Consider the following 21,265-nt stretch of genomic DNA (forward strand, 5'->3'; position numbering starts at 1 on the left):
CGCGAGCCGGTGCGGGCCCCGGATCCGCGCCGCCGCTCAGCCGCCCGGCCCCCGGGGCGGCCCCGCGGGGGCGTCCGGCCAGACCAGCAGGACCGGGCAGGGCGCGTGGTCGACGACGAAACGGGTCGCCGGGGCCAGACTGTGCGGGCCCGGACGGGAGCGGTCGCCGTCGCGGGCGCAGACCAGCAGATCGGCTTCGGCAGCCGCGGCCGTCACCGTCCGCTCCGGACGGCCGGTGACGGACCGCCGTTCACAGGGGCGGCCCAGCCGGGCCTCCGCCGCGTCCAGCAGCTCCCGGGAGAGGTCCGCCGCGAGCCGCTCGATCCGCGCGGCCGGGTCGAGACCGGCCGGTGCGGCCCGCCCGAGAAGGCCCGCACCGGCCGCCCGCGCCGTCTCCGCCGTCTCGGGGTCGGTGATATGCAGCAGGACGGTGCGCCCGTCCGCGGGAAGCTGCCCGCGCGCCGCGTCGGCGCACGCGGGCCAGGTCCCCTCCCTCAGCCAGACGACGACGGCCATACGGCGGATCAGCCTCCGATCACGGACAGGGACGCCCACAGCGCCACCACCGACAGTACGAGCGCGGCGGGCACCGTGAGCAGCCCCAGGCGGGTGAACTCACCGAGCCCGATCTCGCCGCCCGCACCGTGCGCATGGACCACCCGCCGCCACAACAGGGTGGCCAGCGAACCGGCGTAGGTGAGGTTGGGGCCGATGTTGACGCCGATCAGCAGTGCCAGGACGGCGCCCGGACCGGACCCCTCCACCAGCGGCAGCAGAACCAGCACGGCCGGCAGGTTGTTCACGAGGTTCGCCAGTACGGCGGCGAGCGCGGCGATCCCGAGCAGCGCCGCCAGGCCCGTACCGGAGGGCACGAGTTGCCCGAGCGCGCTGCCGAGACCGCTGTCGACAACCCCGCGCACCACGATGCCCAGCGCCAGGACGAAGGCCAGGAACGCGGGCGCCGCGGCCCCGACGAGTGCCCGCGGGGTGCTCCGGCGCCGTACCAGCGCCCGTACCGCCAGCACCGAGGCGCCCGCCGCTGCGGCCCACACCGGCTCCACCCCGGCGAGCGGCCCCACCACAAAACCCGCCAGCGTCGCGCCGACGGTGACCAGCGCGAACACCGGGACGGGCACCGGCGGTCCGGGATCCCGGGCCTCCGCGGCCGGCGGGGCGGCGAGATCCGCGGCGAAGAACCGGCGGAAGACCGCGTACTCCACCGCGATCGCCACCAGCCACGGCAGCAGCATCAGGGCCGCGAACCGGGTGAAGGACAGCCCGGCCGCGGTGAACGCCAGCAGATTCGTCAGATTCGACACCGGCAGCAGCAGGGACGCCGTGTTCGCGAGATGGGTGGTGGCGTAGACGTACGGTTTGGGCCGGGCGCCGATGCGGGCGACCGTCGCGAACACCACCGGGGTGAGCAGCACGACCGTGGCGTCCAGGCTCAGGACCGCGGTCACCGCCGCGGCCAGCGCGAACACCTGGGCGAGCAGCGTGCCGCGCCGCCGGGAGGCATGCGCCAGCCACCGGCCGCAGGCCCGGAAGAGGCCCTCGTCGTCGCAGAGCCGGGCCAGCACCAGCACGGCGGCGAGGAAGCCGACCACCGGACCGAGCAGCGCCGCCTCGTCCGCGGCGGCCGACGGCGAGACCGCGCCGACCGCGATCGCCAGGACGGCGGCGGGTACGGCGACCACGGCCTCCGGCAGTCCTCGGGGGCGGATGACCGCCCAGCCGAGGACCACGACCAGCAGGACGACGGAGACCGCGTCGGCGACCACGGGACTCACCGGCGGCTCCGGACTTCCCGGTCCGTCCGGTCCGTCCGGTCCGTCCGGTCCATCCGGACTTTCCGGTCTGTGCGGTCCGTCTGGTCCGTCCGGTCCGTCAGAAGTTGCCGGTCCGTCCGGCCGTCGGCCGTGCTCCGGTACGGCGGGGACGGGTTCGGTCGGTCCGGAGGCACGTCGCGACCGTACGCCCCGGTCCGCTCCCGGACCCGGCCGACGCACCCGCCCCGGTGAAAACCGGTAGCACCGGCGTATCGCCCGATGACAGCGTTCACGTATGACATCGCAGTACCGTATCCGCGCCGACTTCGACGATCGGACGCTGGTCGTCTACCAGGCCTACTCCCCGGCCGTCGCCGACGCCGCGCTGCGGGCCGGACGGTTCACGGCCCCCTTCTCCTTCACCCGGATGACGTGGATCAAACCGTCGTTCCTCTGGCTGATGCACCGCAGCAACTGGGCCCGGAAACCGGGTCAGACCCGGGTGCTCGCGGTCCGGATCACCCGGGACGGCTGGGAGGAGGCGCTGACCCGGGGCCGGCTGACGACCGGTGACCCGGCGGCCCCCGCCGAAGCCGCCGTGCACGTCCAGTGGGATCCCGAGCGTTCGCTGCGGGGCGCGCCGCTGAACCACTACAGCATCCAGGTCGGGGTGGGGCGCGGGCTGATCCGTGCCTACGCCGACGACTGGGTCACCGGCATCACCGACATCACCGCGAAGGCCCGCCGGATCGCGGACCTCGTCGGCGCCGGACGGACCGCCCAGGCGAAGCAGCTGCTGCCGCCGGAGCGGAACTACCCCCTCCCGGCGGCCGTGGGCCGGCATCTGGGGGTGGACTCCTGATCCGGACGGCGGGCGGCCCCGCCCGGACCCTGTGCGGGTCCGGGCGGGGCCTCGGTCATGGCCGTCGTACCCGACGCAGGCCGGGCGTCAGAGGACGGCGCGGGCCGGCGGTGCCAGATCCGGACGGTCCGTCACCCGCAGGCTGTTCAACAGCGGTTTGCCGTAACCGGCACGGGCGACGAACCGCACGTTCAGCGTTCCGTCCGTGACGGTGACGGTGTAGGTGCGCTGCACCGCCGCGTACGACCCCGCCTCCAGGGCGATATCGAGCGCGGGCAGCACCTGCGTGCCCTCGGCGAGGACGTCGAAGACCCGCTGGTTCGGCCGGGCCGACTGCACCTCGGCGAAGCCCAGCTCCACCGTGTACACCCCGTTGGGCACCTGGTCGAAGCGGTACTCGTACATGCCTTCACGCGCGGTGCGCAGCAGCGCCGGATCGGTGGTTCCGGCGATGTCGCGGGTTGTGGACCGGGTGTCGGACCGGCCCTGGTAGCCGTATCCGCCCGCGGTCCAGGCGCGGTCCGGGCTCCAGGTGTCGCCGAGGGCGTCCACCGAACCGGCGCGGGCACCGGTGTCGAGTGCGGTCCGGTAGCGCGGTACGACGACCGTGACCGGGATCGACAGCACCGGGGACCGTCCGCTGCGGGATTCGACGCGGACCGTTTCGGTCAGCACGGTCCCCGGCGCCAGTCCCGCGGTGTCCACGGTGAGACCGAGGGCCGTCCGTCCGCCGGTGGGCAGCTCTCCCGAGGCCGGTGAGACCGTCAGCCAGGGCGCGTCCTCGGCGACCGTGAAGGCGGTGCCGAGACCCGGGTTGGCCAGGTCGATGGTGCGGGTGCGCCGTTCGTCACCGGGGGCGACGATGCTCAGCGATGCCCGCTCCGGGGTGACCCGGCCCGTGCGCAGCGACCGGGTGTCGCGCAGTACGCCGTCGGCGGCGATCTCCAGGGTGCCTTCGGCGCTCTCGTAGGCGGGGGCCGAGGCCGCCAGCGGATGCCGGCCGGCCGCGGTCTGGGCGAGGTAGGAGCCGTCGGGGCCGGTGGTGACGGTCAGTGCCGATGCGCCGGTGCCCAGGGTGACGGAAGCGCCGCCGACGCCCTTGCCGTCATTGGCGTCGAGGACCCTGCCGTGCACCACGCCGTGCCGGGTGGTGCGGAAGGAGAGGGAGAACCCGTCGCCGATGCCCGCGGTGTTGAAGGAGTAGAGGAAGGCGTCGGTGCCGGTGGCGTTCTCCACGCCGACCGTGGCGCTGGAACCGCCGCGCAGCCCGGTGCCCGTGGTGCCCTTGTAGTGGTAGGTGATCCGGCCGTCCTCACCGATGACGGCGGAGAACGAGAACCGTTCGGACTGGGCGGTCCAGTGGACCACGTTGCGCCATTCGACGGTGTACGCCCGGTTCGGCGCGGTACCGGTGACCGCGGTGTGGACCCCCGAATCGGGGTCGCCGGTCAGCAGGAGGTCGTCCCAGAAGGGGTAGAGGGCGGCGTTCGGGGTCGCGGCGCTCGGCAGGGACCCGTTGGCGTCGCTGGTGTGCGGTCCGCCGAAGCTGAGGGTGCCGTTGGTGCCCACGTGTGCCACCGTGTAGCTCTTCCCGTACAGCGGTACGGGGAAGGGAAGCTCGACCCGCTCGGTGGTGCTGTCGCCGGTCAGGGCGAGCTGCCGGGTCCCGGACTGATAGGGCCGGTCGCCCGTGGCGCAGGCGTATCCGAAGGTGTCCGTCCGGTCGGGCAGGGTCACGGAGGCGGTGGTGTCGCCCGCGACGGTGAGCCGGGCGGTGGCCCCGGTGAGGCAGCGCGAGGGGTGGGTGACGCGCAGTTCGTAGCTGCCGTGCGGCAGGAGTGCCTCGAAGCGGCCCGTGGCGTCGGTCGTCGCGGTGACGGGGGTGTCGGCGACCGTGACCGTGGCGCCCGCGGCCGGTCCGGTGCCGGAGACGACGGTGCCGGTGACCTTCCCCGAAGCGGCCTGGACCAGGGCGAAGTCGGTGGTGACGGTGCCGTTCTCGGTGACCGTGGCGGTACCGGACACGGTCTGGTAGCCGAATTTGCTCACGGTCAGCGTGTAGTCGCCCGTGGACAGCGCCGGGAAGCTGTAGCGCCCGTCGGGCGTGGTGACCGCGGTCCGGCCGATCGGGCCGGTGGCGGCCACCTTCGCCCCGGCGAGCGGAGCGCCTGCGGAGGTGACGGCGCCGGTCAGGGCGCCGACCGGGCCGCGCGGCGCCGACTGCACGGCGGCCAGCGCGTCCAGCCGTCCCTCGCCGAAGACGTTGTTGTCGGCGGGGGTGCCGCCGCAGACGGTGGCGTCCACGTCGATCGCCGACTGGTCCAGCAGCGCCTCGGTCTGGGCCACGTCACCGCGGAGCGCCGGGGCGGCCGACCAGATCAGCGCCGCCGCTGCCGCGGTGTGCGGGGAGGCCATCGACGTACCCGAGAAGGAGCCGTAGCCGCCGTTGCGGATCGCGGAGCGGACATTGGAGCCGGGCGCCGCGATATTGGGCTTGATACCGCCCGCGTCACCGGCGCCGCGCGAGGAGAAGCTCGCGATGGCGTTGTTGATGTCGAAGGCGCCGGAGCTGTAGGAGGAGACGTAGTCGCCGGGGGAGCCGCTGGTGGCGCACGCCGGGCCGTTGTTGCCGTTGGAGAACGCGGGGAAGATGCCGGCCGCCCGCCAGGCGGCGACGATCTCCTTGTACCAGGGGTTGTGGACCGCGCTGCCCCAGGAGTTGTTCACGATATCGGGGGCGAGATCGGGCCGCGGATTGGCGCCGTTGAGATCGGTGGGCGCGGCGATCCACTGGCCGGAGGCGAGCAGGGAGGTCTGGGAGCAGGAGTTGGACTCGCAGCCCTTCGCGGCGATCCAGCGGGCGCCGGGCGCGACACCGATCTTGTTGTCGGCTCCGTCGTCGCCGACCATCGTGCCCATGGTGTGGGTGCCGTGGTCGTTGTTGTCGCAGGGCGCCTTGGCCGGGCAGACGTTCGCCGGGTCGAACCAGTTGTAGTCGTGGCTCAGCGAGCCGTCGGCGGCCCGGCCCCGGTACTGCTCGTCGACGGCCGGATGCTGGTAGTCCACCCCGGTGTCGATATTGGCGACGACGACGCCTTCGCCGCGGACCCCCAGCTGGCTCCAGACCTGGGGGGCCTTGATGCGGTCGATGTTCCACTCCACCGCGTCGACGGTGTTCTCCCGTTCGCCCCTGACCGGCTTCGGGATGGTGATCCGGTCCTCGGCGTCGAGCCCGGCGACCTCCGGGCGCAGGGCCAGCTCCTCGGCGACCTTGGCGGTCGCCACGACCCGGACCGTGTTGACGATCCAGTACGGGGTGTGCTCGACCCGCATGCCCTCCAGGGCCTTCACCACTCCGGCCTGGGAGCGTTCGGCATGCTCCCGTTTGGCCTCGTACACGGCCGCGGCCCTGGCGTCCTTGCCGCGGGCCCGGGCGGCGGCGCCCAGATCGGCGGCGGTGTCGAACCGTACCCAGAACTCCGTCTTGCCGCGGTCGAGCTGCCGCCGCAGATCGGGTTCTATCTTGCTCTCGGCGGCCGCCGTACGGTCCGGTGCCGGGGGCTCCGGTGCCGGGGCGGCGACGGCGGAGCCCGCGCCGAGGGGGAGTAACAGGAGTAAGCCCGTCAGGGCGGCGATCGCGCCGTTCCGTGTCCCGGGGGCGCCGCGGCGCCCGAGGGCCGCCGGGGCGGGGCCGGCGCGTCTCGCGCGCCGGGCCGAACCGAGCCGGGTGATCCGTCTGATGCTTCGTGCCACGTGGTCTCCCTTGCGCCGGCGGCGTCATGGCGCCGCTGAGAAAGGTGCCGGAAACGTGCGTGAGCAGGTACGGAGAAACACCCGCCCAGGGCTGTTTGCCATGGACGGGTCAATAGCCGTCAGTCATCGTGGAGCAGCGGACACCCCCGCAACAAGGGGGCCTTGGCGTCGCGGCCCGCCCGGCAGGCCCGATGTCCTCATGAGGAGGCAAATGTCCCACGAGGATTCACACCCAGGACATAAGAGGAATGCCGGAATACCCCGGCCGAGCGGGGTTCGGCTCAGGAGAGCACGCGGCGGCGGAAGTTGCGCAGGCCCAGCCCGAGGAAGAGCGCACAGAACCCGATGAGCACCGGATACACCACGTACAGCGGCATATGCGAGACATCCGTGAACCCGGCCCGCATGCCCTCGCTGATATAGATCAGCGGATTGAGCAGGACGAGCGTCTGGAGCCACGGGAAGCCGCCGACCTCCACCGCCGACAGCTCGGTCCACTGGTAGTACGTACCGCCGAGGAAGACCAGCGGCAGCACCACGAAGCCGAACATCACCCCGATGTTCCGCGGTTCGAAGGTGGTGCCCAGCAGCAGCCCCAGCGCGGTCATCGCCAGACACGACAGCGGAATCAGCGTCAGCACCACCTCCCAGTGCAGATGGAGGTCGGGGCGGACACCGGGAGCGTGCACGACGGCCGCGATCGGCAGGACGAGCGCGGCCGAGATCAGCCCCTGCACCGCACCGGACAGCACCCGCGCCACCGCGACCAGCCAGATCGGGCAGGGCGCCTGCACCCGGTCCTCGATCTCGCGGGTGAAGCCGAACTCCTGCGACATCTGGATGGCGACCGACTGGATGCCCTGGAACATCACGGCGATCGACACCACCCCCGGCACCAGGACCGTCGCGAACGCCGACTCCCCGGCCGTACCGCCGCCCGAGCCCACCCCCTGGCCGATCACCGGGAAGACGTACAGGAAGATGAAGACCAGCAGAAAAGGCTGCATGATCGTCCGGCCCGCGAACTCGCCGAAGTTCTTCCGCAGCACCGTCAGATCGCGCCGGATCAGGGCCGACAGCGCGGACCGGGCGGCGGTACCCGCCGAACGCCGCGGACCGGGCATGCCCTGTGCCGCCACGGCGACCGCGGACGCCCGGTCCGGCCCGCGTCCTTCGAACGCCGGGTCCGGCCCGCTTCCCGCGGGCGTCGCTTCCGTTCCTTCCGGCGGGCCATCCGGTGCGGCCGTCATTCCCTCAGCTCCTTCCCGGTGAGACTGATGAAGACGGTCTCCAGGGTGCTCTGCGACAGCGAAAGATCCACCAGCTCGAAACCGCCCGCCTCGGCGCTCGCCACCACCCGCGGCACCAGCCGGTCGTTCCCCGAGACCTGGAGTTCGACCCCGCCGTCGGTGAGCCGGGTCCGCACCACCTCCGGAATATCGGCCTCCAGACGGTGCGCCAACTCCTCGGCCCGCCCCCGCGCCACCACCGTGACCGTGGTGTCCGCGCCCAGGCCCTTCTTCAGCGCGGCGGGGGTGTCCAGGGCCAGGATCCGGCCGTGGTCCACGATCGCGACCCGGTCGCAGAGCTGATCGGCCTCCTCCATATTGTGCGTGGTCAGCAGGATCGTCCGGCCGTCCACGATCAGCTCGTCCAGCGCCTCCCAGAGCGCGAGCCTGCCCTGCGGGTCGAGACCGGCCGTCGGTTCGTCAAGGAAGAGGACGGCCGGCCGGTGGAAGACCGCCCGCGCCAGCATCAGCCGCTGCGCCATACCGCCCGACAGGGCGTACACCGAGGCATCCCGCCAGCGGGCCAGCGCGAACCGTTCGAGCAGTTCGTCCGCCCGGCGCAGCGACTCCTTGCGGGGGATCCCGAACAGCAGCCCGTGGAAGTACAGGTTCTCCCGGACGGTCAGCGCCCGGTCCAGGGTGTTCTGCTGGGTGACACAGGCGATGATCTGCTTGGCCAGCGCCGGCTGCCGCACCACGTCCACGGTCCCCACGTACGCCGAACCCGAGGTCGGCACCACCCGCCCGGTGAGCATGCCGACGGTGGTGGTCTTGCCCGCGCCGTTGGGCCCCAGCAGCCCGAAGAACTCGCCCTGCCGCACCCGCAGTCCGATGCCGTCGACCGCGGCGAAGCCCGTGCCCGGATACACCTTGCGGAGTGCTTCGGTACGGATCACGTCCGGGGCCCCGGGAGCGGTCACGGCCCGCCCCGCCGCGGCCAGTGCCCACGGCGCCGGTAACGCGCCACGGGCGGAGCATCCGCCCCCGGCGGCGGCGGTGACGGGGGCGGTGGCGGTGGTGGTGCGGGTTCGGTACGGGCTCCGCCGGAAGCGGCGGGCGGACGGAGGCCCTCGGCGGAGTAGCGGGTGGTCGCGATCGCCTCCACCAACTGGTCCTCGGTGAAGTCCTCCGAGCCGGGCACATGGGGTACGAACCCGATCAGCACCCCGTCCTCGACCAGTTCGGCGTCGAGACCGGCCGCCCCGTCGACGTCCCAGAGCGCTTCGATCGCCCCGTCCACGACGACCCTGACACCGAACTCGTACACCCCCGCCTCGACGACATGGGCCATCACCCGCCGCGTCCGCAAGGCCGCCACCAGCCGCTTCGCGCGCTCCTCGTCCATGACCGGGCGGACCTCCTCATCGCGTACCGCGGCACCGACGGCCCGGCCGGCGGCGGCAGGCCCCCGGCGGGCCGGTCCTCTCACGGTACGACGCGGTCCCGCCGCCCGCCCGCCCCGCACACCCGGCCGCGGGGCCCGGGGCGGGCCGGGAGTCCGGACCGCCCCGGGGCCGCCGGGGTCAGCAGATCCGGGGCAGCTGTTCCCCGATCGGCAGATCGACCACCCGCGTGCCGCCGAACGGGGTACGGGCCACCACCATCCCCGGGTGTTCCGCGACGCACTCGCCGATCACGGCGGCGTCCGCGCCCAGCGGGTGGGCCCGCAGGGCGGCCAGTGCCGCTTCGGCGTCCGCGCGGGCCACGAAGGCGACCAGCTTGCCCTCGTTGGCGACGTACAGCGGGTCCAGCCCCAGCACGGAGCAGGTGTTGGCGACCTCCGGCGGTACCGGAACGGCGTTCTCCCGCAGCACGACACCGGTACCGGACGCGGCGGCGATCTCGTTGACCGAGGCCGCCAGCCCGCCCCGGGTGGGGTCGCGCAGCGCGTGCACCCCGGGGGCCGCGGCCAGCAGGTCCCGGACCAGGCCGCCGAGCGGAGCGGAGTCGCTCGCCACCTCGACCCCGAACTCCAGCCCCTCCCGCATGCTCATGATCGCCACACCGTGCAGCCCGATACCGCCGCTGACGATCACCACATCGCCCGGCCGGGCCCGGTGCGGCCCGATGTCCACTCCGGGCGGTACGAGCCCGATCCCGGCCGTGTTGATGTAGATGCCGTCCCCGTGGCCGGACTCCACGACCTTGGTGTCCCCGGTGACGATCTCCACGCCCGCCGCCCGCGCCGCCGCGCCCATCGCCCGGGCGACCCGGCCCACGACGGAGGTCTCCACGCCCTCCTCCAGGATCACGGCGCAGGACAGATAAGCCGCCGTGGCGCCGCTCATCGCCAGATCGTTGACGGTGCCGTTGACGGCCAGGTCACCGATGCAGCCGCCGGGGAAGAACAGCGGTCTGACCACGTAGGAGTCGGTGGAGAAGGCGAGCCGTGCCCCGCCGATGCCGAGGACGGCGCTGTCGCCGAGCCCGCCGGCCGGGGCGCCGCCGAACGCCGGCAGGAACAGGTTCTCCACCAGCTCCGCGGACATCACACCGCCGCCGCCGTGGCCCATGACCACCCGCGGATGGTCGCGCAGCGGAAGCGGACAGCTCCAGTTCGCGAGGTCGGGCGCGGTGGTGGCGCTCAGGGTGTCAGCCAACGGGGTTCGCCTCCAGCGGTGCTGCGGCCGGGGCGCCGAGGCGCCGGTAGAGGTAGTAGGCGGCGCAGGCGCCCTCGGACGAGACCATCGTGGCGCCGAGCGGGGTGCGGGGGGTGCAGCGGGTGCCGAAGGCCGCGCACTCGTGCGGTTTGAGCAGCCCCTGGAGGATTTCGCCGCTGCGGCATTCAGCGGGTTCGCGAGTGGTGATCCCGTCGACCGCGAAGCGGTGTTCGGCGTCCTGGTCGCGGTAGCGCTCCGAGAGCTTCCAGCCGCTGAGGGGGATCACCCCGATCCCGCGCCAGGCGCGGTCGGTCACCTCGAAGACGTCCTCCAGCATCGCCCGTGCCGCCGGATTGCCCTCGGGGCGTACCGCCCGTGGATAGGCGTTGTCGACGGCGGCCTCACCGCGTTCCAGCTGCCGTACCGTCCGGCGGATGCCCTCCAGGATGTCGAGGGGTTCGAAGCCGGTGACCACGATCGGCACCCGGTACCGCTCGGCCAGGGCCGGATACTCGGCCGTGCCCATCACACTGCATACGTGTCCGGCGGCGAGGAAGCCCTGCACCCGGCAGTCCGGCGAGGTCATGACGGCCTCGATGGCGGGCGGTACCCGGACGTGCGACACCAGCATGCTGAAGTTCCGGATGCCCTGCTTCCGCGCCTGGTGGACCGTCATGGCGTTGGGCGGCGCGGTCGTCTCGAAGCCGATTCCGAAGAACACGACCTCCTGGTCCGGGTTCTCCCGGGCGATCCGCAGCGCGTCGAGCGGCGAGTAGACGACCCGGACGTCCCCGCCCTCGCCCCGGACCCGGAACAGGTCCCGGTCGCTGCCGGGAACCCGCAGCATGTCCCCGAAGGAACAGAAGACGACCCCCGGGCGGGACGCGATCTCCAGCGCCTTGTCGATCACCTCCAGCGGGGTGACGCAGACCGGACAGCCGGGACCGTGGATCAGCTCCACGCCTTCGGGCAGCAACTGGTCGATGCCGTGCCGGATGATGGTGTGCGTCTGGCCCCCGCAGACCTCCATCAGCGCCCACGGCCGGGTCACCGTCGCCCGGATGTCGTCGAGCAGGCCCCGCGCCAGCGCCGGATCCCGGAACTCCTCCAGATACTTCACCGTTCCGCCTCCGCCGTCTCGCCGGGTCCGGCGGCCGCTTCCCAGGCATCGCCGAACTCCTCCTGCAGCAGTCCGAGTTCGGCGAACAGCTCCAGCGTTCTGAGCGCCGACTCCTCGTCCAGCCGCTGGAGCGCGAAGCCGACGTGCACGATGGCGTACTCGCCCACTTCCAGATCGGGCAGATACTCCAGACAGACGTCCTTGACGACGCCGCCGAAGTCCACGACGGCCATCCGGGTCCCGTCGCGTTCCTCGATCTCCATCACCCTGCCGGGCACCGCCAGGCACATGGTGCTGTCTCCTCTCGGGCCGCCGCGGCGGCGGCCACCACGAGCTGGCCGAGGGCCAGCCCTCCGTCATTGGGCGGCACCAGCCGGTGCCGCAGTACCGTGAAGCCGTCCGCCGCGAGCCCCCGGGCACAGGCCGACAGCAGTACGGCGTTGGCGAACACCCCGCCGGTCAGCGCCACCTCGCCGAGCCCGTAGCGGTCCCGGGCCGCCGCGCAGAGCCGCCGTACGAGAGCGGCGACGGCCGCGTGGAAGCGGGCCGCCACCGGACCGGCCGCCGCACCCGCCGCCAGCTCGGCCACCACGGCGGCCAGCACCGGAGCCGGGTCGGCCACCAGCGGGCCGCGCCCCGGATCGCGTACGGCGAACCGGTAGCCGTCACCGGACGGGTCGTGGTCCCGGGCCGCGGCCTCCAGCTCCACCGCCGCCTGGGCCTCGTAGCCCGCCCGGTGGCAGATCCCCGCCAGCGACGAGATCGCGTCGAAGAGCCGCCCCATGCTGGAGGTGGGGACCGTGCCGAGACCGGCGGCGAGCTGGCGCTCCAGCACCCGCAGTTCGTTCGGCGGACAGGCCGCGACGCATGCCAGCTCCGGCGACCAGCCGATGCCCGCCGCCCGCAGATGGGACAGGGCCATGCGGTACGGGCGGGCCACCGCGGCGTCGCCGCCGGGCAGCGGTGCATACGCCAGCCGCGCGAAGCGCTGATACCCCGCGAAGTCCCCGATCAGCACCTCGCCGCCCCACACCGCGCCGTCGTCGCCGTACCCGGTGCCGTCGAAGGCGACCCCGATCACCGGCCGCGATCCGTCGTGCCCGTGTTCGGCCAGCGCGGACGCCAGATGGGCGTGATGGTGCTGGACCCGGGTCACGGGCCGGCCGGCCGCCAGGGCCGCGGCGCGCCGGGCGGAGCGGTATCCGGGATGCAGGTCGGCGGCGAAGACCTCCGGCACCACGCCGGTGATCGCGCCCAGGTGGGCCACGGCCCGGTCGAAGGCGGTCAGGGTGGCCAGATCGTCCATATCGCCGATATGGCCCGACAGCCAGCCCGATGTCCCTTCGGCGAGGGCGAACGCGTTCTTCAGATCGCCGCCCGCGGCCAGCACCGGCGGGACGGCCGCGGGCAGGTCCACGGCGAGCGGGACCAGTCCGCGCGAGCGGCGCAGCGGCACCGGTTCGCCGTCCACCATCCGCAGCACCGAATCGTCGCAGGGTACGTGGATCGGCCGGTCGTGCATCAGCCAGGCGTCGACCAGGGGCGCCAGCCGGTCCAGGGCCTCGGTGTCGCCCGTGACGATCGGCTCGCCCGACAGATTGCCGCTCGTCATCACCAGCAGCGCGGGTCCCGGCGGATCGCCCGGCAGCCCGAACAGCAGCCGGTGCAGCGGGGTGTACGGCAGCATCACGCCCAGGTCGGGAGCGTTCGGCGCGACGGCGTCGAGCGCCCCGTCCGGCGCCGGCCCGCCGGGGAGCGGCGGCCGCCGGCGCAGCAGGACGATCGGGCGCACCGGCCCGCTCAGCAGCTCCCGTTCGGCCGCGTCCAGCAGGGTGTACGGCTCGATGGCGGCCGGGTCCCGGGCCATCAGGGCGAACGGTTTGCCGCCCCGGTTCTTGCGCCGCCGCAGCAGGGCGACCGCCGCCGGGTCGAGGGCGTCGCACACCAGGTGGTAGCCGCCGATGCCCTTCACCGCGACGATGCGGCCCGCGGCGAGCAGGGCGCGCGCCCCGGCGAGCGCCGCTTCCCCGCCGAGCGGATCGGACCCCGGGACGACCAGGGTGAGCCGGGGACCGCAGGCATGGCAGGAGACCGGCTGGGCGTGGAAGCGCCGGTCGGCCGGATCCGCGTACTCCCGGGCGCAGTCGGGGCAGAACGGGAAGCGCGCCATGGTGGTGTGCGCCCGGTCGTACGGCAGGTCCGTCACGATGGTGAACCGCGGACCGCAGTTGGTGCAGGTGATGAACGGGTGCCGGTAGCGCCGGTCGGCCGGGTCCGTCAGCTCGGCGAGACAGTCCTCGCAGGTCGCGATGTCGGGCGGGATCCGGGCCCGTCCGGCGGCGGCCCCCGGTTCGGAGGGCGCGATGGTGAATCCCGCCTCGCCGGTGGCGCCCACGGGCTCGTGGGCGACGGAACCGACCCGGGCCAGCGGGGGAGCGTCGGCCGTCAGCCGCTCGCAGAACCGGTCGAGCGCCTCGGCCGGCCCCTCGACCTCGGCGACGACCCCGTCCCCGGTATTGGTGACCTGCCCGGACAGCCCCAGCTCGGTCGCGAGGGCATGGACGAAGGGCCGGAACCCGACACCCTGCACCAGCCCCCGGACGGAGACGCGCCGCCGCAGCGGGCCCGCCACGGGCGGCTGTGCCGCCGGGTCGGCCGTTACCGGGGCCTGCACGGGCTCCGTCGCCGGGGGCCGCGTCGTTACCGGGTCCGTCGTCACCGCGGGTCCAGGGCGGCGTGCCCGTGACCGTGGTCGTGGTGCGGGGCCGGGTGGTCGTGGTGGTGCCCGGACCCGTCACCGTGGTCGTGGTCGTGGTCGTGGTCGTGGTCGTGGTCCGGTACGGGCGGGCGGTGCGGGGCGGCGACCGCCGGGGTCGTCATCACCGGCCGGTGCGCCGGGGTGCCCGCGCGCACCGCCAGGGCCCGGTCCAGCAGCGCGCCCGCGCCCAGCCCCGTACGGGCCGAGGTGTACACCACCTCCACCCCCGGGTTGACCCGGGCCACATTCGCCAGGAACGCGGCCTCGTCGAACCCGGCCGGCTCCGCCAGGTCCACCTTGGTGACCAGCACCAGCTGCGCCGTGCCGAACGCCGTCGGGTACTTGAGCGGTTTGTCCTCGCCCTCCGTCACCGAAGCGAGGACCACCCGCAGCGACTCCCCGAGGTCGTAGGCGGCCGGACAGACCAGATTGCCCACGTTCTCCACGAACAGCAGTGCCGCGTCCTGCGGCAGCCAGCCCGCCAGATAGCCGCGGAGCATCACCGCCTCCAGATGGCACAGTCCGTCGGTGAGCACCTGCTGCACCGGAACCCCGGACCGGGCCAGTCTGCGGGCGTCGTTCTCGGTCGCCAGATCGGCGGTCAGGGCCGCGACCGGCACTCCGCGCTCCCGGGCCAGCGCCAGCTCCGTCTCCAGCAGGGCGGTCTTGCCGCTGCCCGGGCTGGAGAGCAGGTTCACGGCGATCGCGCCCCGCGCCGCCAGCCCCTCCCGCAGAGCCTGCGCACTGTCGTCGTTGTGGGCGAGGACCGCCCGCCGGAGATCCGCCGTACGGCACATGGTCACGCCTCTTCCGTCGGTCCCGGGCCCGGCCCGGGTTCATCGGCCCAGTCGACCCCCCGGATCTGCAGTTCACGCCCCGTCAGCAGTTCGACCCGCCCGCCGCCGCAGCCGGGGCAGCCCAGGTCCGGCGGCAGACCGGGGGCCCACTCCACCGCGCAGGGCAGGCACCGGGCCCGGGCCGGGACGGTCCGCGCCGACAGCACCGCGCCCGCCAGCGCCGTACCCTCGCAGGCGAGGTCCCAGCAGAAGTCCAGAGCGGCGGGCACCACCCCGGCGAGTTCACCGACGTCCAGCCGGACCGCCGTGACGCCCCGTACGCCGTGCTCCGCCGCCGCCCGGGACACCTGGTCGACCACGGCCACCGCAATCGACATCTCGTGCATCGCCGGGTACGCCTTCCACGATGACCGCCCGTGGGATCCGGGCGCACCACCCATTGCACGCCGCGGCCGCGGCGGGCCGTACGAGCCACGCCGCCGCCGCGGCCGTACGCACCCTGTTCGCAGCAGCGCGCGCCTCACATCCGGGAGATCCGCAGATAGCGCCTGAGATCGGGCAGGGACTGCCACAGCACCGCACCGACGGCCGCACCGGCGGCCGTGATCAGCAGGGTTTTCAGCATGACGACACCTTTCTCGTACGGGTACGGGTACGGGCCGCGTCCGGCGGCCCGCCCGGGGTCGCGGGATCCCGGGCGCACTCCTCACCGGCGATCCTCAGCACCAGCCGCGCCGCCTCCGCCACGGCGGCGGCGACCGGGGCAGTGAGCCCGATGCCCTCCTCCAGGGAGGCCGGTTCGCACCCCACCACCAGGATCCGGTCCGGTGCCACGGCACCGGTGCCCGCGGCGAGCGTCGCCAGCACGCCCAGCACCGCGTCGGGGCCCATCCGGTGGCCGTCCAGCGCCGGTACGTCCCCCGCCTCCACCGCGGCGGACGGATCCGCCGTGGCGTCGATCAGATACACCGTGCCCGGCGGCCCGCCGCGGGCGACGGCGTCGACGAGGACCGCCGTCCGGCAGCCGTCGAGCAGCCGGTAGGCGAGATCGACACCGCGTACCCCCGAATCGAGGAGTTCCACCCCGTCCGGGACCCCGAGGGCGGCGAGCCGCCGCACGGTCTCCACCCCGAACCCGTCGTCGCCGAGGAAGATGTTCCCGACCCCTGCCACCAGCACCGGACGCACCGTCATGCCTCCTCCGCGAAAGACCCGCCGCCGCCGTCGTCGAGCGGAGTCACCTCGTCGGGCTGGAAGTAGCGGAATCTGCCCTGGACGCGCCAGAGGTCGGCGCCCGGATCGCCGTCCACGGTGACCGCGAGGTGCACCGAGCCGTCGACGTCGTGCAGGACCGCCTCCACCACTCCCGTACGGCCGTGCAGAAACAGGTCCTGGGCGTCGGTGCGGCGGCGGCCGGGGCCCAGCCGGACGCGGCTGCCCGCCCCGACGTGCCGTCCGTCGATCAGGATCCGGTCCCGTCCGGGGTCCACGTCCCGGTCGGCGCCCGGATCCCACCACGGCTGCTCGCCCCCGCCGGAGCCGGGGTCCGTCACCTCCCGGAGCGCCCGGACCGCGCCGTGCAGCCGCTCCAGCACCTCCGGCGGCAGGGATTCGGCCAGGTCGATCACCGCGCCCGCCCGCTCGTCCGTGCCCCGGGCCTCCCGTTTCTCCCGTTCGGTCAGGGCCGCCGTCCGCAGGGCGAGGATCTCGTCGATCTCGGTCGCGTCGTACAGCGGCCCGGGGCTCTCGGGCGCGATCCGCGGATGGTCCTCCAGGATGATCGGCGAGGACAGCAGGGTGTCGTCCCGGGTACCGGGCGGATTCGCCAGGACGGGCCAGGTGTGTTCGTTGCGGCAGCCGGCCACCACGGGAGCCGCCCACCGCGGGGGGTCGGTCACCGACAGAAAGGTGCCGCGTTCCGGGGCGAGCAGCAGATGCGCCGACACCAGCGCATGGGGCAGGGCGTCTTCGCGCCGCGCGCCCCCGTCCGGTGTCCAGCCGCCGGTGTTCTCCACGACGGCGGTGAGCAGCAGTGTCCCGTACGGCCCCGGAAGCGGCCGGGCCGAGACCCGTACCGCTCCGGCCACCGGGGCCGACTCCCGCAGCAGCCGCCCGGCGACCTCGCCGTCGTCGCGGGTGAGGCGCTCCTCGTCGCGGGCCGCGGCGAGCCGGAAGGGGTGGACGACGCCGTCGCCGCCGAGCAGGTCCACCGGCAGCAGCAGCCTCACCGTCTCCTCGGTGCCCTCGTCCCAGGGCTGGAGCACCCGTTCGCCCAGCTCCAGTTCGGGTACGGTGGCGAACTCCCCGCCCGGCAGGGCGCGCTGCACCGTACGGCGGCGGGCCCGGAGGAAGCGCAGCTCGACCGCGAGCCGGTCCCCGGACCGCGGCTCGAACAGGCACTCGGTGCGCTGGTGGGCGCTCTCGCCGGAGACGGCGGCGTACCCGGGCGGTACCAGGACGCCGAACTGCCAGCGCAGTCTGTTCTTCGCGGCGGACGCCCGGTACGGGTAGAGGACATAGCCCTCGAAGAGGACCGCGTCCGCGATCCGCCGGGCGGCCGCGAGCCGCTCCTCCAGTTCCGGGCCGAAGGCGTCGACCGCGATCGGTGTTCCGGTGGCGATGTCCGTCATCGCAGCTCCTCCGCGAACTCCCGGTCGCCCTCCGCGGCCGAGTCGAGGAGCGCCCGTACGGTCGTCTCCCAGGACGGCAGGCCTCTCCGGTCGCGGAAGTCCAGCAGTCCGTCCATGAGTTCGCCGGACAGCTTCAGCCAGCCGCAGCCCGGGAAGTGCTGTTCGATCATCTCCCGCCACACGCGGACCGGCAGCCGGACGGACGCCTCGCGGTCCCAGGGCACCGGGGTCACCTGGAATCCGGCGGGGCCGCTGAACGCCGTACCGGAGAAGAGCAGCAGCAGCGGTACGTCCCCGTCCGACAGGGCCCGGAAGTAGCGGGCGGCCGCGATGTCGAGGTCATAGGTGCAGGGCACCGGGACCTCGGTCTCGGTCTCCCCGGTGAACCCGGGCACCAGCACCGCCACCTCGGCGAACTGCACCGGGTTGAGGGTGGTGCCCCAGCGGGAGCGGTCCCCGAAGAGGGCGGTGAGCCGCCCCGCCTCGGTGTCGTCGTAGCCGCGCCGGGCGGGTTCGATACGGATCCGGCAGCGCAGCGCCAAGGCGTGCACCCGGGTCGCCTCCGGTGCGGTGATCCGCAGCCGGAACAGCAGCGTGGGGCCGGCGGCGTGCCGGTCGGCCCGTACTCCCGTACAGGTGAAGGAGAGTTCGGTCATGCCCCGGGCTCCTCGGGCTGGTCGGGCTCATGGGGAGGTGCGGCCCCGGCGCCGGGCGGGGGAGCGGCCTCGGCGGCCAGCGCGGCGAAGAAGGCGTCGAGAGCGGCCCGTGCCTCGGCTCCGCCGTCGAAACCGCGCCAGAGCAGCCGCATCCTGCCGACGAGTTCGTAGGCGCGGTCGACGGGGACCAGATAGCCGGCGGTCCGCTCGCCGCCCGCGGGGTCCCGGGTGCGGTGCAGCAGCAGCGCCTCCACGTCCGGCCGGAGCGCGGCGGCCAGCCGGTTCGCCGCGAGCAGCCGCCGCCAGGCCCGGTCGTCGAGTTCGCTCTCGGTCGCCCCGGCGGGGCTCGGATAGCAGAGCACCGGCCGGCCCAGGGCGGAGTCGCGCAGCACGAACGCCGTACTGACCGGGATCCGCAGCTCGGCCCAGAGCCCCGGGTCCGGATCCTGCCCGGGGTCGGCGACGACCCGTCCGGGCAGGGCCCGGTAGCGCCCGCCGCCCGCTCCCGGGCGCTCCAGCAGCAGCGCACAGGGCGGGCAGGAGCAGACGAGGGCGCGGTCGGCGGTGTCGGCGAGATGCCGGTGTCCGGGCGCCAGCCCCGTTCCGCAGAACGCGCAACGCTCGGGCCGCGGGGGAGCGGGCGCGCGCAACGCCCGCAGCACTCCGGTGCCCGTACGGTCGAGACGGCGGACGTTCACCGGGCGGCCGCCGGGGGCCGGGTGCCGATCTGGAGCAGGGGAAGGGCCGCGGGCGCTGTCTCCCAGACGACCGACGTCACCTCGGGGGCGTGACAGGCGAGGGCGCCCTCGACCCGTTCCGTGCCGTCCGAGCCGCCGCAGCCGCACCCGGTGGCGGGCGGGCGGCGCAGGGTCAGCGCACCGGTCCCGGGATCGAACCCGGCGAACTCGGCGAGGGGATCGGCCGCCGCTCCGGGCCGGTCACCGGGCGGGTTGAGCGCCCGGTGGATCCGGGCCGTGGTGTCCTCGGGGTGCAGATCGTGCAGGACCAGCAGCCCGGCCGCCGCCGGATCGTCGAGCGCGGCGGCCAGGGCCCGCGGAGGCACGGCCGCGACCAGCGCGGCCAGCCCCTCGCCGTGGAACGCAAGGAGTTCGCGGACCAGTTGCTCGCCCGCCTCCCGGGCGCCCGTGCCGGTGAGCCGGTCCAGGGCCTCCTGCACCCGCAGCCCGCAGCTCTCCGCCGTCATCCGCCCAGCCCGCTCAGCCCGGTGGGGACGTGCATCTGCCGGATCTCACGGCCCTTGCCGACGTACATATGCACTCCGCACGGCAGACAGGGGTCGAAGCTGCGCACGGCCCGCATGATGTCGATGCCCTTGAAGTTCTCCGGGGTGTTCTCCTCGAAGATCGGGGTGTTCTGCACGGCGTCCTCGTACGGGCCGGGGGTGCCGTAGCTGTCCCGGACGCTGGCGTTCCAGGGGGTCGGCGGGTACGGGTGGTAGTTGGCGATCTTCCCGTCCCGGATCACCATATGGTGGGAGAGGACCCCGCGGACGGCCTCGGTGAAACCGCAGCCGATGGACTCGTCCGGCACCTCGAACTTCTCCCAGGTCTGACTGCGCCCCGCGCGGACCTCTTCGAGCGCCTTCTCGGTGAAGTGCAGGGCGGCGGCCGCCGCGTACGCCTGGAAGTAGGTGCGGGCCCGGTTGCGTTCGAGGGCGTTGCTCCACTGCGGGATCTTCCACTCGAAGACGGCCTCGGGCTTGGTCATCGAGCGGGGCAGGGTGATCCTGACGCTGTGGCCGGTTGCCTTGATGTATCCGATGTCCACGAGCCCGGAGAGCGCGGTGGACCAGAGCCGGGCGATCGGGCCGCCGCCGGTGTCCAGGGCGAGATGGTCCTTGCCGTCGAACCAGCGCGGCGACATCACCCAGCTGTACTTGTCGTCGAAGTCGCGTTTCTGCGGGGCGGGGATGGTGTGCTGGTTCCACGGGTGGCGGGGGTCGACCGGATTGCCCAGCGGGTCGTGGGTGACGAACTGCTCGCGGCCCTGCCAGTCGTCGTAGTAGGAGGAGCCGAGCAGGATCCGGATGCCGAGGTTGATCTCGGTGAGGTCGTTGGTGACCAGCTTCCCGTCCACCACCACGCCCGGGGTGACGTACATCCGCCGTCCCCAGTCGGTCATATTGGCGTAGGTGAAATCGCAGTGGTCCGGGTCGTTGAGGGCGCCCCAGCAGCCCAGCAGCACCCGGCGGCGGCCGACCTCCTCGTAGCCGGGGAGCGCCTCGTAGAAAAAGTCGAAGAGATCGTCGTGGAGCGGGACGACCTTCTTCATGAACTCGACGTACCGCATCAGCCGGGTGAGGTAGTCGGTGAAGAGCTGTACGGTCGCGACCGTGCCGACGCCACCGGCGTAGAGCGTGGAGGGGTGGACGTGCCGCCCCTCCATCAGACAGAACATCTCCCGGGTATAGCGGCTGACCTGGAGGGCCTCCCGGTAGAACTCGCCCTCGACGGGGTTGAGGGAGCGCATGATGTCGGCGATCGTCCGATAGCCGTGGTCGCCCGCGTGCGGTGCCTCGGTGCGCTCCGCCAGCTCCAGCACGCCCGGATTGGTCTCGCGGACCATCTTCTCGCAGTAGTCGACCCCGACCAGGTTCTCCTGGAAGATGTTGTGGTCGAACATGTACTCGGCCGCCTCGCCGAGGTTGATGATCCACTCACCGAGGTGCGGCGGTTTCACCCCGTACGCCATGTTCTGCGCGTACACCGAACAGGTGGCGTGGTTGTCACCGCAGATACCGCAGATCCGGCTGGTGATGAAGTGGGCGTCGCGCGGGTCCTTGCCGCGCATGAAGACGCTGTAGCCGCGGAAGACGGACGAGGTGCTGTAGCACTCGGCGACCCGCTTCTGCTTGAAGTCGATCTTCGTGTGGATGCCCAGGCTGCCCACGATCCGGGTGATCGGGTCCCAGCTCATCTCCACCAGGCCGCTGCCGTCACCGGCCGCCTTCGTCTTCGGTGCCATCGGTCTGTCGTGCCCTTCTGCGTACGGGTTGCGGGGGAGGGGGCGG

Annotated in this window: 20 protein-coding genes; 1 reads left to right on the plus strand and 19 read right to left on the minus strand. The window is 73.3% G+C overall.

The genetic code is table 11. From position 1 onward, the window contains the following. Window positions 1–36 precede the first annotated feature (36 nt). Both ACIQ9E_RS27050 and ACIQ9E_RS27055 read right to left on the minus strand, forming a co-directional pair. On the minus strand, window positions 37–516 hold the full coding sequence (locus ACIQ9E_RS27050) for a universal stress protein (RefSeq protein WP_403711342.1): 480 nt from the start codon (window positions 514–516) through the stop codon (window positions 37–39). A gap of 8 nt (window positions 517–524) precedes the next feature. Continuing rightward, window positions 525–1,790 (minus strand): SLC13 family permease, encoded by a 1,266-nt coding sequence (locus ACIQ9E_RS27055; RefSeq protein WP_403711344.1) that lies wholly within the window; start codon window positions 1,788–1,790, stop codon window positions 525–527. A 274-nt stretch (window positions 1,791–2,064) separates the two neighbouring features. Between ACIQ9E_RS27055 and ACIQ9E_RS27060 the strand changes: the two genes are divergently transcribed. Next, the gene (locus ACIQ9E_RS27060) at window positions 2,065–2,631 is read left to right on the plus strand and encodes a DUF4291 domain-containing protein (protein ID WP_403711346.1); all 567 of its coding nucleotides are present in this window, start codon (window positions 2,065–2,067) and stop codon (window positions 2,629–2,631) included. 87 nt (window positions 2,632–2,718) lie between these two features. Here the strand turns inward: ACIQ9E_RS27060 and ACIQ9E_RS27065 are convergent, their stop codons facing one another. The 17 genes from ACIQ9E_RS27065 to ACIQ9E_RS27145 all read right to left on the minus strand — a co-directional run bounded on the left by ACIQ9E_RS27065 (window position 2,719) and on the right by ACIQ9E_RS27145 (window position 21,219). Further along, window positions 2,719–6,384, minus strand: coding sequence for a S8 family serine peptidase (locus ACIQ9E_RS27065; protein WP_403711348.1), 3,666 nt, complete (start codon window positions 6,382–6,384; stop codon window positions 2,719–2,721). A 281-nt stretch (window positions 6,385–6,665) separates the two neighbouring features. After that, window positions 6,666–7,634: an ABC transporter permease gene (locus ACIQ9E_RS27070; protein ID WP_403711350.1), complete on the minus strand. Its 969-nt coding sequence runs from the start codon at window positions 7,632–7,634 to the stop codon at window positions 6,666–6,668. After that, window positions 7,631–8,593: an ATP-binding cassette domain-containing protein gene (locus tag ACIQ9E_RS27075; RefSeq protein ID WP_403711352.1), complete on the minus strand. Its 963-nt coding sequence runs from the start codon at window positions 8,591–8,593 to the stop codon at window positions 7,631–7,633. Before ACIQ9E_RS27075 ends, ACIQ9E_RS27070 begins: the two co-directional genes overlap by 4 nt. Next, window positions 8,590–9,018, minus strand: a complete 429-nt coding sequence (locus ACIQ9E_RS27080; RefSeq protein ID WP_403711354.1) for a hypothetical protein — start codon at window positions 9,016–9,018, stop codon at window positions 8,590–8,592. Before ACIQ9E_RS27080 ends, ACIQ9E_RS27075 begins: the two co-directional genes overlap by 4 nt. Before the next feature lie 178 nt (window positions 9,019–9,196). After that, window positions 9,197–10,273 carry a hydrogenase expression/formation protein HypE gene (gene hypE, locus ACIQ9E_RS27085; RefSeq protein ID WP_403711356.1) on the minus strand — a complete coding sequence of 359 codons (1,077 nt, stop codon included), beginning with the start codon at window positions 10,271–10,273 and terminating at the stop codon, window positions 9,197–9,199. Further along, window positions 10,266–11,393 carry a hydrogenase formation protein HypD gene (gene hypD / locus ACIQ9E_RS27090; RefSeq protein WP_403711358.1) on the minus strand — a complete coding sequence of 376 codons (1,128 nt, stop codon included), beginning with the start codon at window positions 11,391–11,393 and terminating at the stop codon, window positions 10,266–10,268. Before hypD ends, hypE begins: the two co-directional genes overlap by 8 nt. Further along, window positions 11,390–11,683 carry a HypC/HybG/HupF family hydrogenase formation chaperone gene (locus ACIQ9E_RS27095; RefSeq protein ID WP_403711360.1) on the minus strand — a complete coding sequence of 98 codons (294 nt, stop codon included), beginning with the start codon at window positions 11,681–11,683 and terminating at the stop codon, window positions 11,390–11,392. The genes hypD and ACIQ9E_RS27095 overlap by 4 nt, the downstream gene beginning before the upstream one ends. Beyond that, window positions 11,656–14,067 (minus strand): carbamoyltransferase HypF, encoded by a 2,412-nt coding sequence (gene hypF / locus ACIQ9E_RS27100; RefSeq protein WP_403711362.1) that lies wholly within the window; start codon window positions 14,065–14,067, stop codon window positions 11,656–11,658. Before hypF ends, ACIQ9E_RS27095 begins: the two co-directional genes overlap by 28 nt. Window positions 14,068–14,108: 41 nt before the next feature. Beyond that, the gene (gene hypB / locus ACIQ9E_RS27105) at window positions 14,109–14,948 is read right to left on the minus strand and encodes a hydrogenase nickel incorporation protein HypB (protein ID WP_403711569.1); all 840 of its coding nucleotides are present in this window, start codon (window positions 14,946–14,948) and stop codon (window positions 14,109–14,111) included. Window positions 14,949–14,950: 2 nt separating this feature from the next. Beyond that, window positions 14,951–15,334, minus strand: coding sequence for a hydrogenase maturation nickel metallochaperone HypA (locus ACIQ9E_RS27110; protein ID WP_403711364.1), 384 nt, complete (start codon window positions 15,332–15,334; stop codon window positions 14,951–14,953). Between the two features lie 134 nt (window positions 15,335–15,468). Further along, on the minus strand, window positions 15,469–15,573 hold the full coding sequence (locus ACIQ9E_RS27115) for a DUF6893 family small protein (protein WP_391119049.1): 105 nt from the start codon (window positions 15,571–15,573) through the stop codon (window positions 15,469–15,471). Further along, the gene (locus tag ACIQ9E_RS27120; RefSeq protein WP_403711367.1) at window positions 15,567–16,142 is read right to left on the minus strand and encodes a hydrogenase maturation protease; all 576 of its coding nucleotides are present in this window, start codon (window positions 16,140–16,142) and stop codon (window positions 15,567–15,569) included. Before ACIQ9E_RS27120 ends, ACIQ9E_RS27115 begins: the two co-directional genes overlap by 7 nt. Then, entirely contained in the window at window positions 16,139–17,578 is a 1,440-nt protein-coding gene (locus ACIQ9E_RS27125) for a hypothetical protein (protein WP_403711370.1), read from the minus strand. The genes ACIQ9E_RS27120 and ACIQ9E_RS27125 overlap by 4 nt, the downstream gene beginning before the upstream one ends. Beyond that, complete coding sequence (locus tag ACIQ9E_RS27130) at window positions 17,575–18,234, minus strand: DUF6084 family protein (protein ID WP_403711373.1); 660 nt, start codon at window positions 18,232–18,234, stop codon at window positions 17,575–17,577. Before ACIQ9E_RS27130 ends, ACIQ9E_RS27125 begins: the two co-directional genes overlap by 4 nt. Beyond that, on the minus strand, window positions 18,231–18,932 hold the full coding sequence (locus tag ACIQ9E_RS27135) for a DUF5947 family protein (RefSeq protein ID WP_403711375.1): 702 nt from the start codon (window positions 18,930–18,932) through the stop codon (window positions 18,231–18,233). Before ACIQ9E_RS27135 ends, ACIQ9E_RS27130 begins: the two co-directional genes overlap by 4 nt. Next, window positions 18,929–19,438, minus strand: coding sequence for a thioredoxin (locus tag ACIQ9E_RS27140; RefSeq protein WP_403711377.1), 510 nt, complete (start codon window positions 19,436–19,438; stop codon window positions 18,929–18,931). The genes ACIQ9E_RS27135 and ACIQ9E_RS27140 overlap by 4 nt, the downstream gene beginning before the upstream one ends. Continuing rightward, window positions 19,435–21,219, minus strand: a complete 1,785-nt coding sequence (locus tag ACIQ9E_RS27145; protein ID WP_403711379.1) for a nickel-dependent hydrogenase large subunit — start codon at window positions 21,217–21,219, stop codon at window positions 19,435–19,437. Before ACIQ9E_RS27145 ends, ACIQ9E_RS27140 begins: the two co-directional genes overlap by 4 nt. Between the last annotated feature and the right edge of the window lie 46 nt (window positions 21,220–21,265).

Origin of the sequence: Streptomyces sp. NPDC094448 (assembly GCF_044763775.1) — a bacterium.
GTDB lineage: Bacteria > Actinomycetota > Actinomycetes > Streptomycetales > Streptomycetaceae > Streptomyces.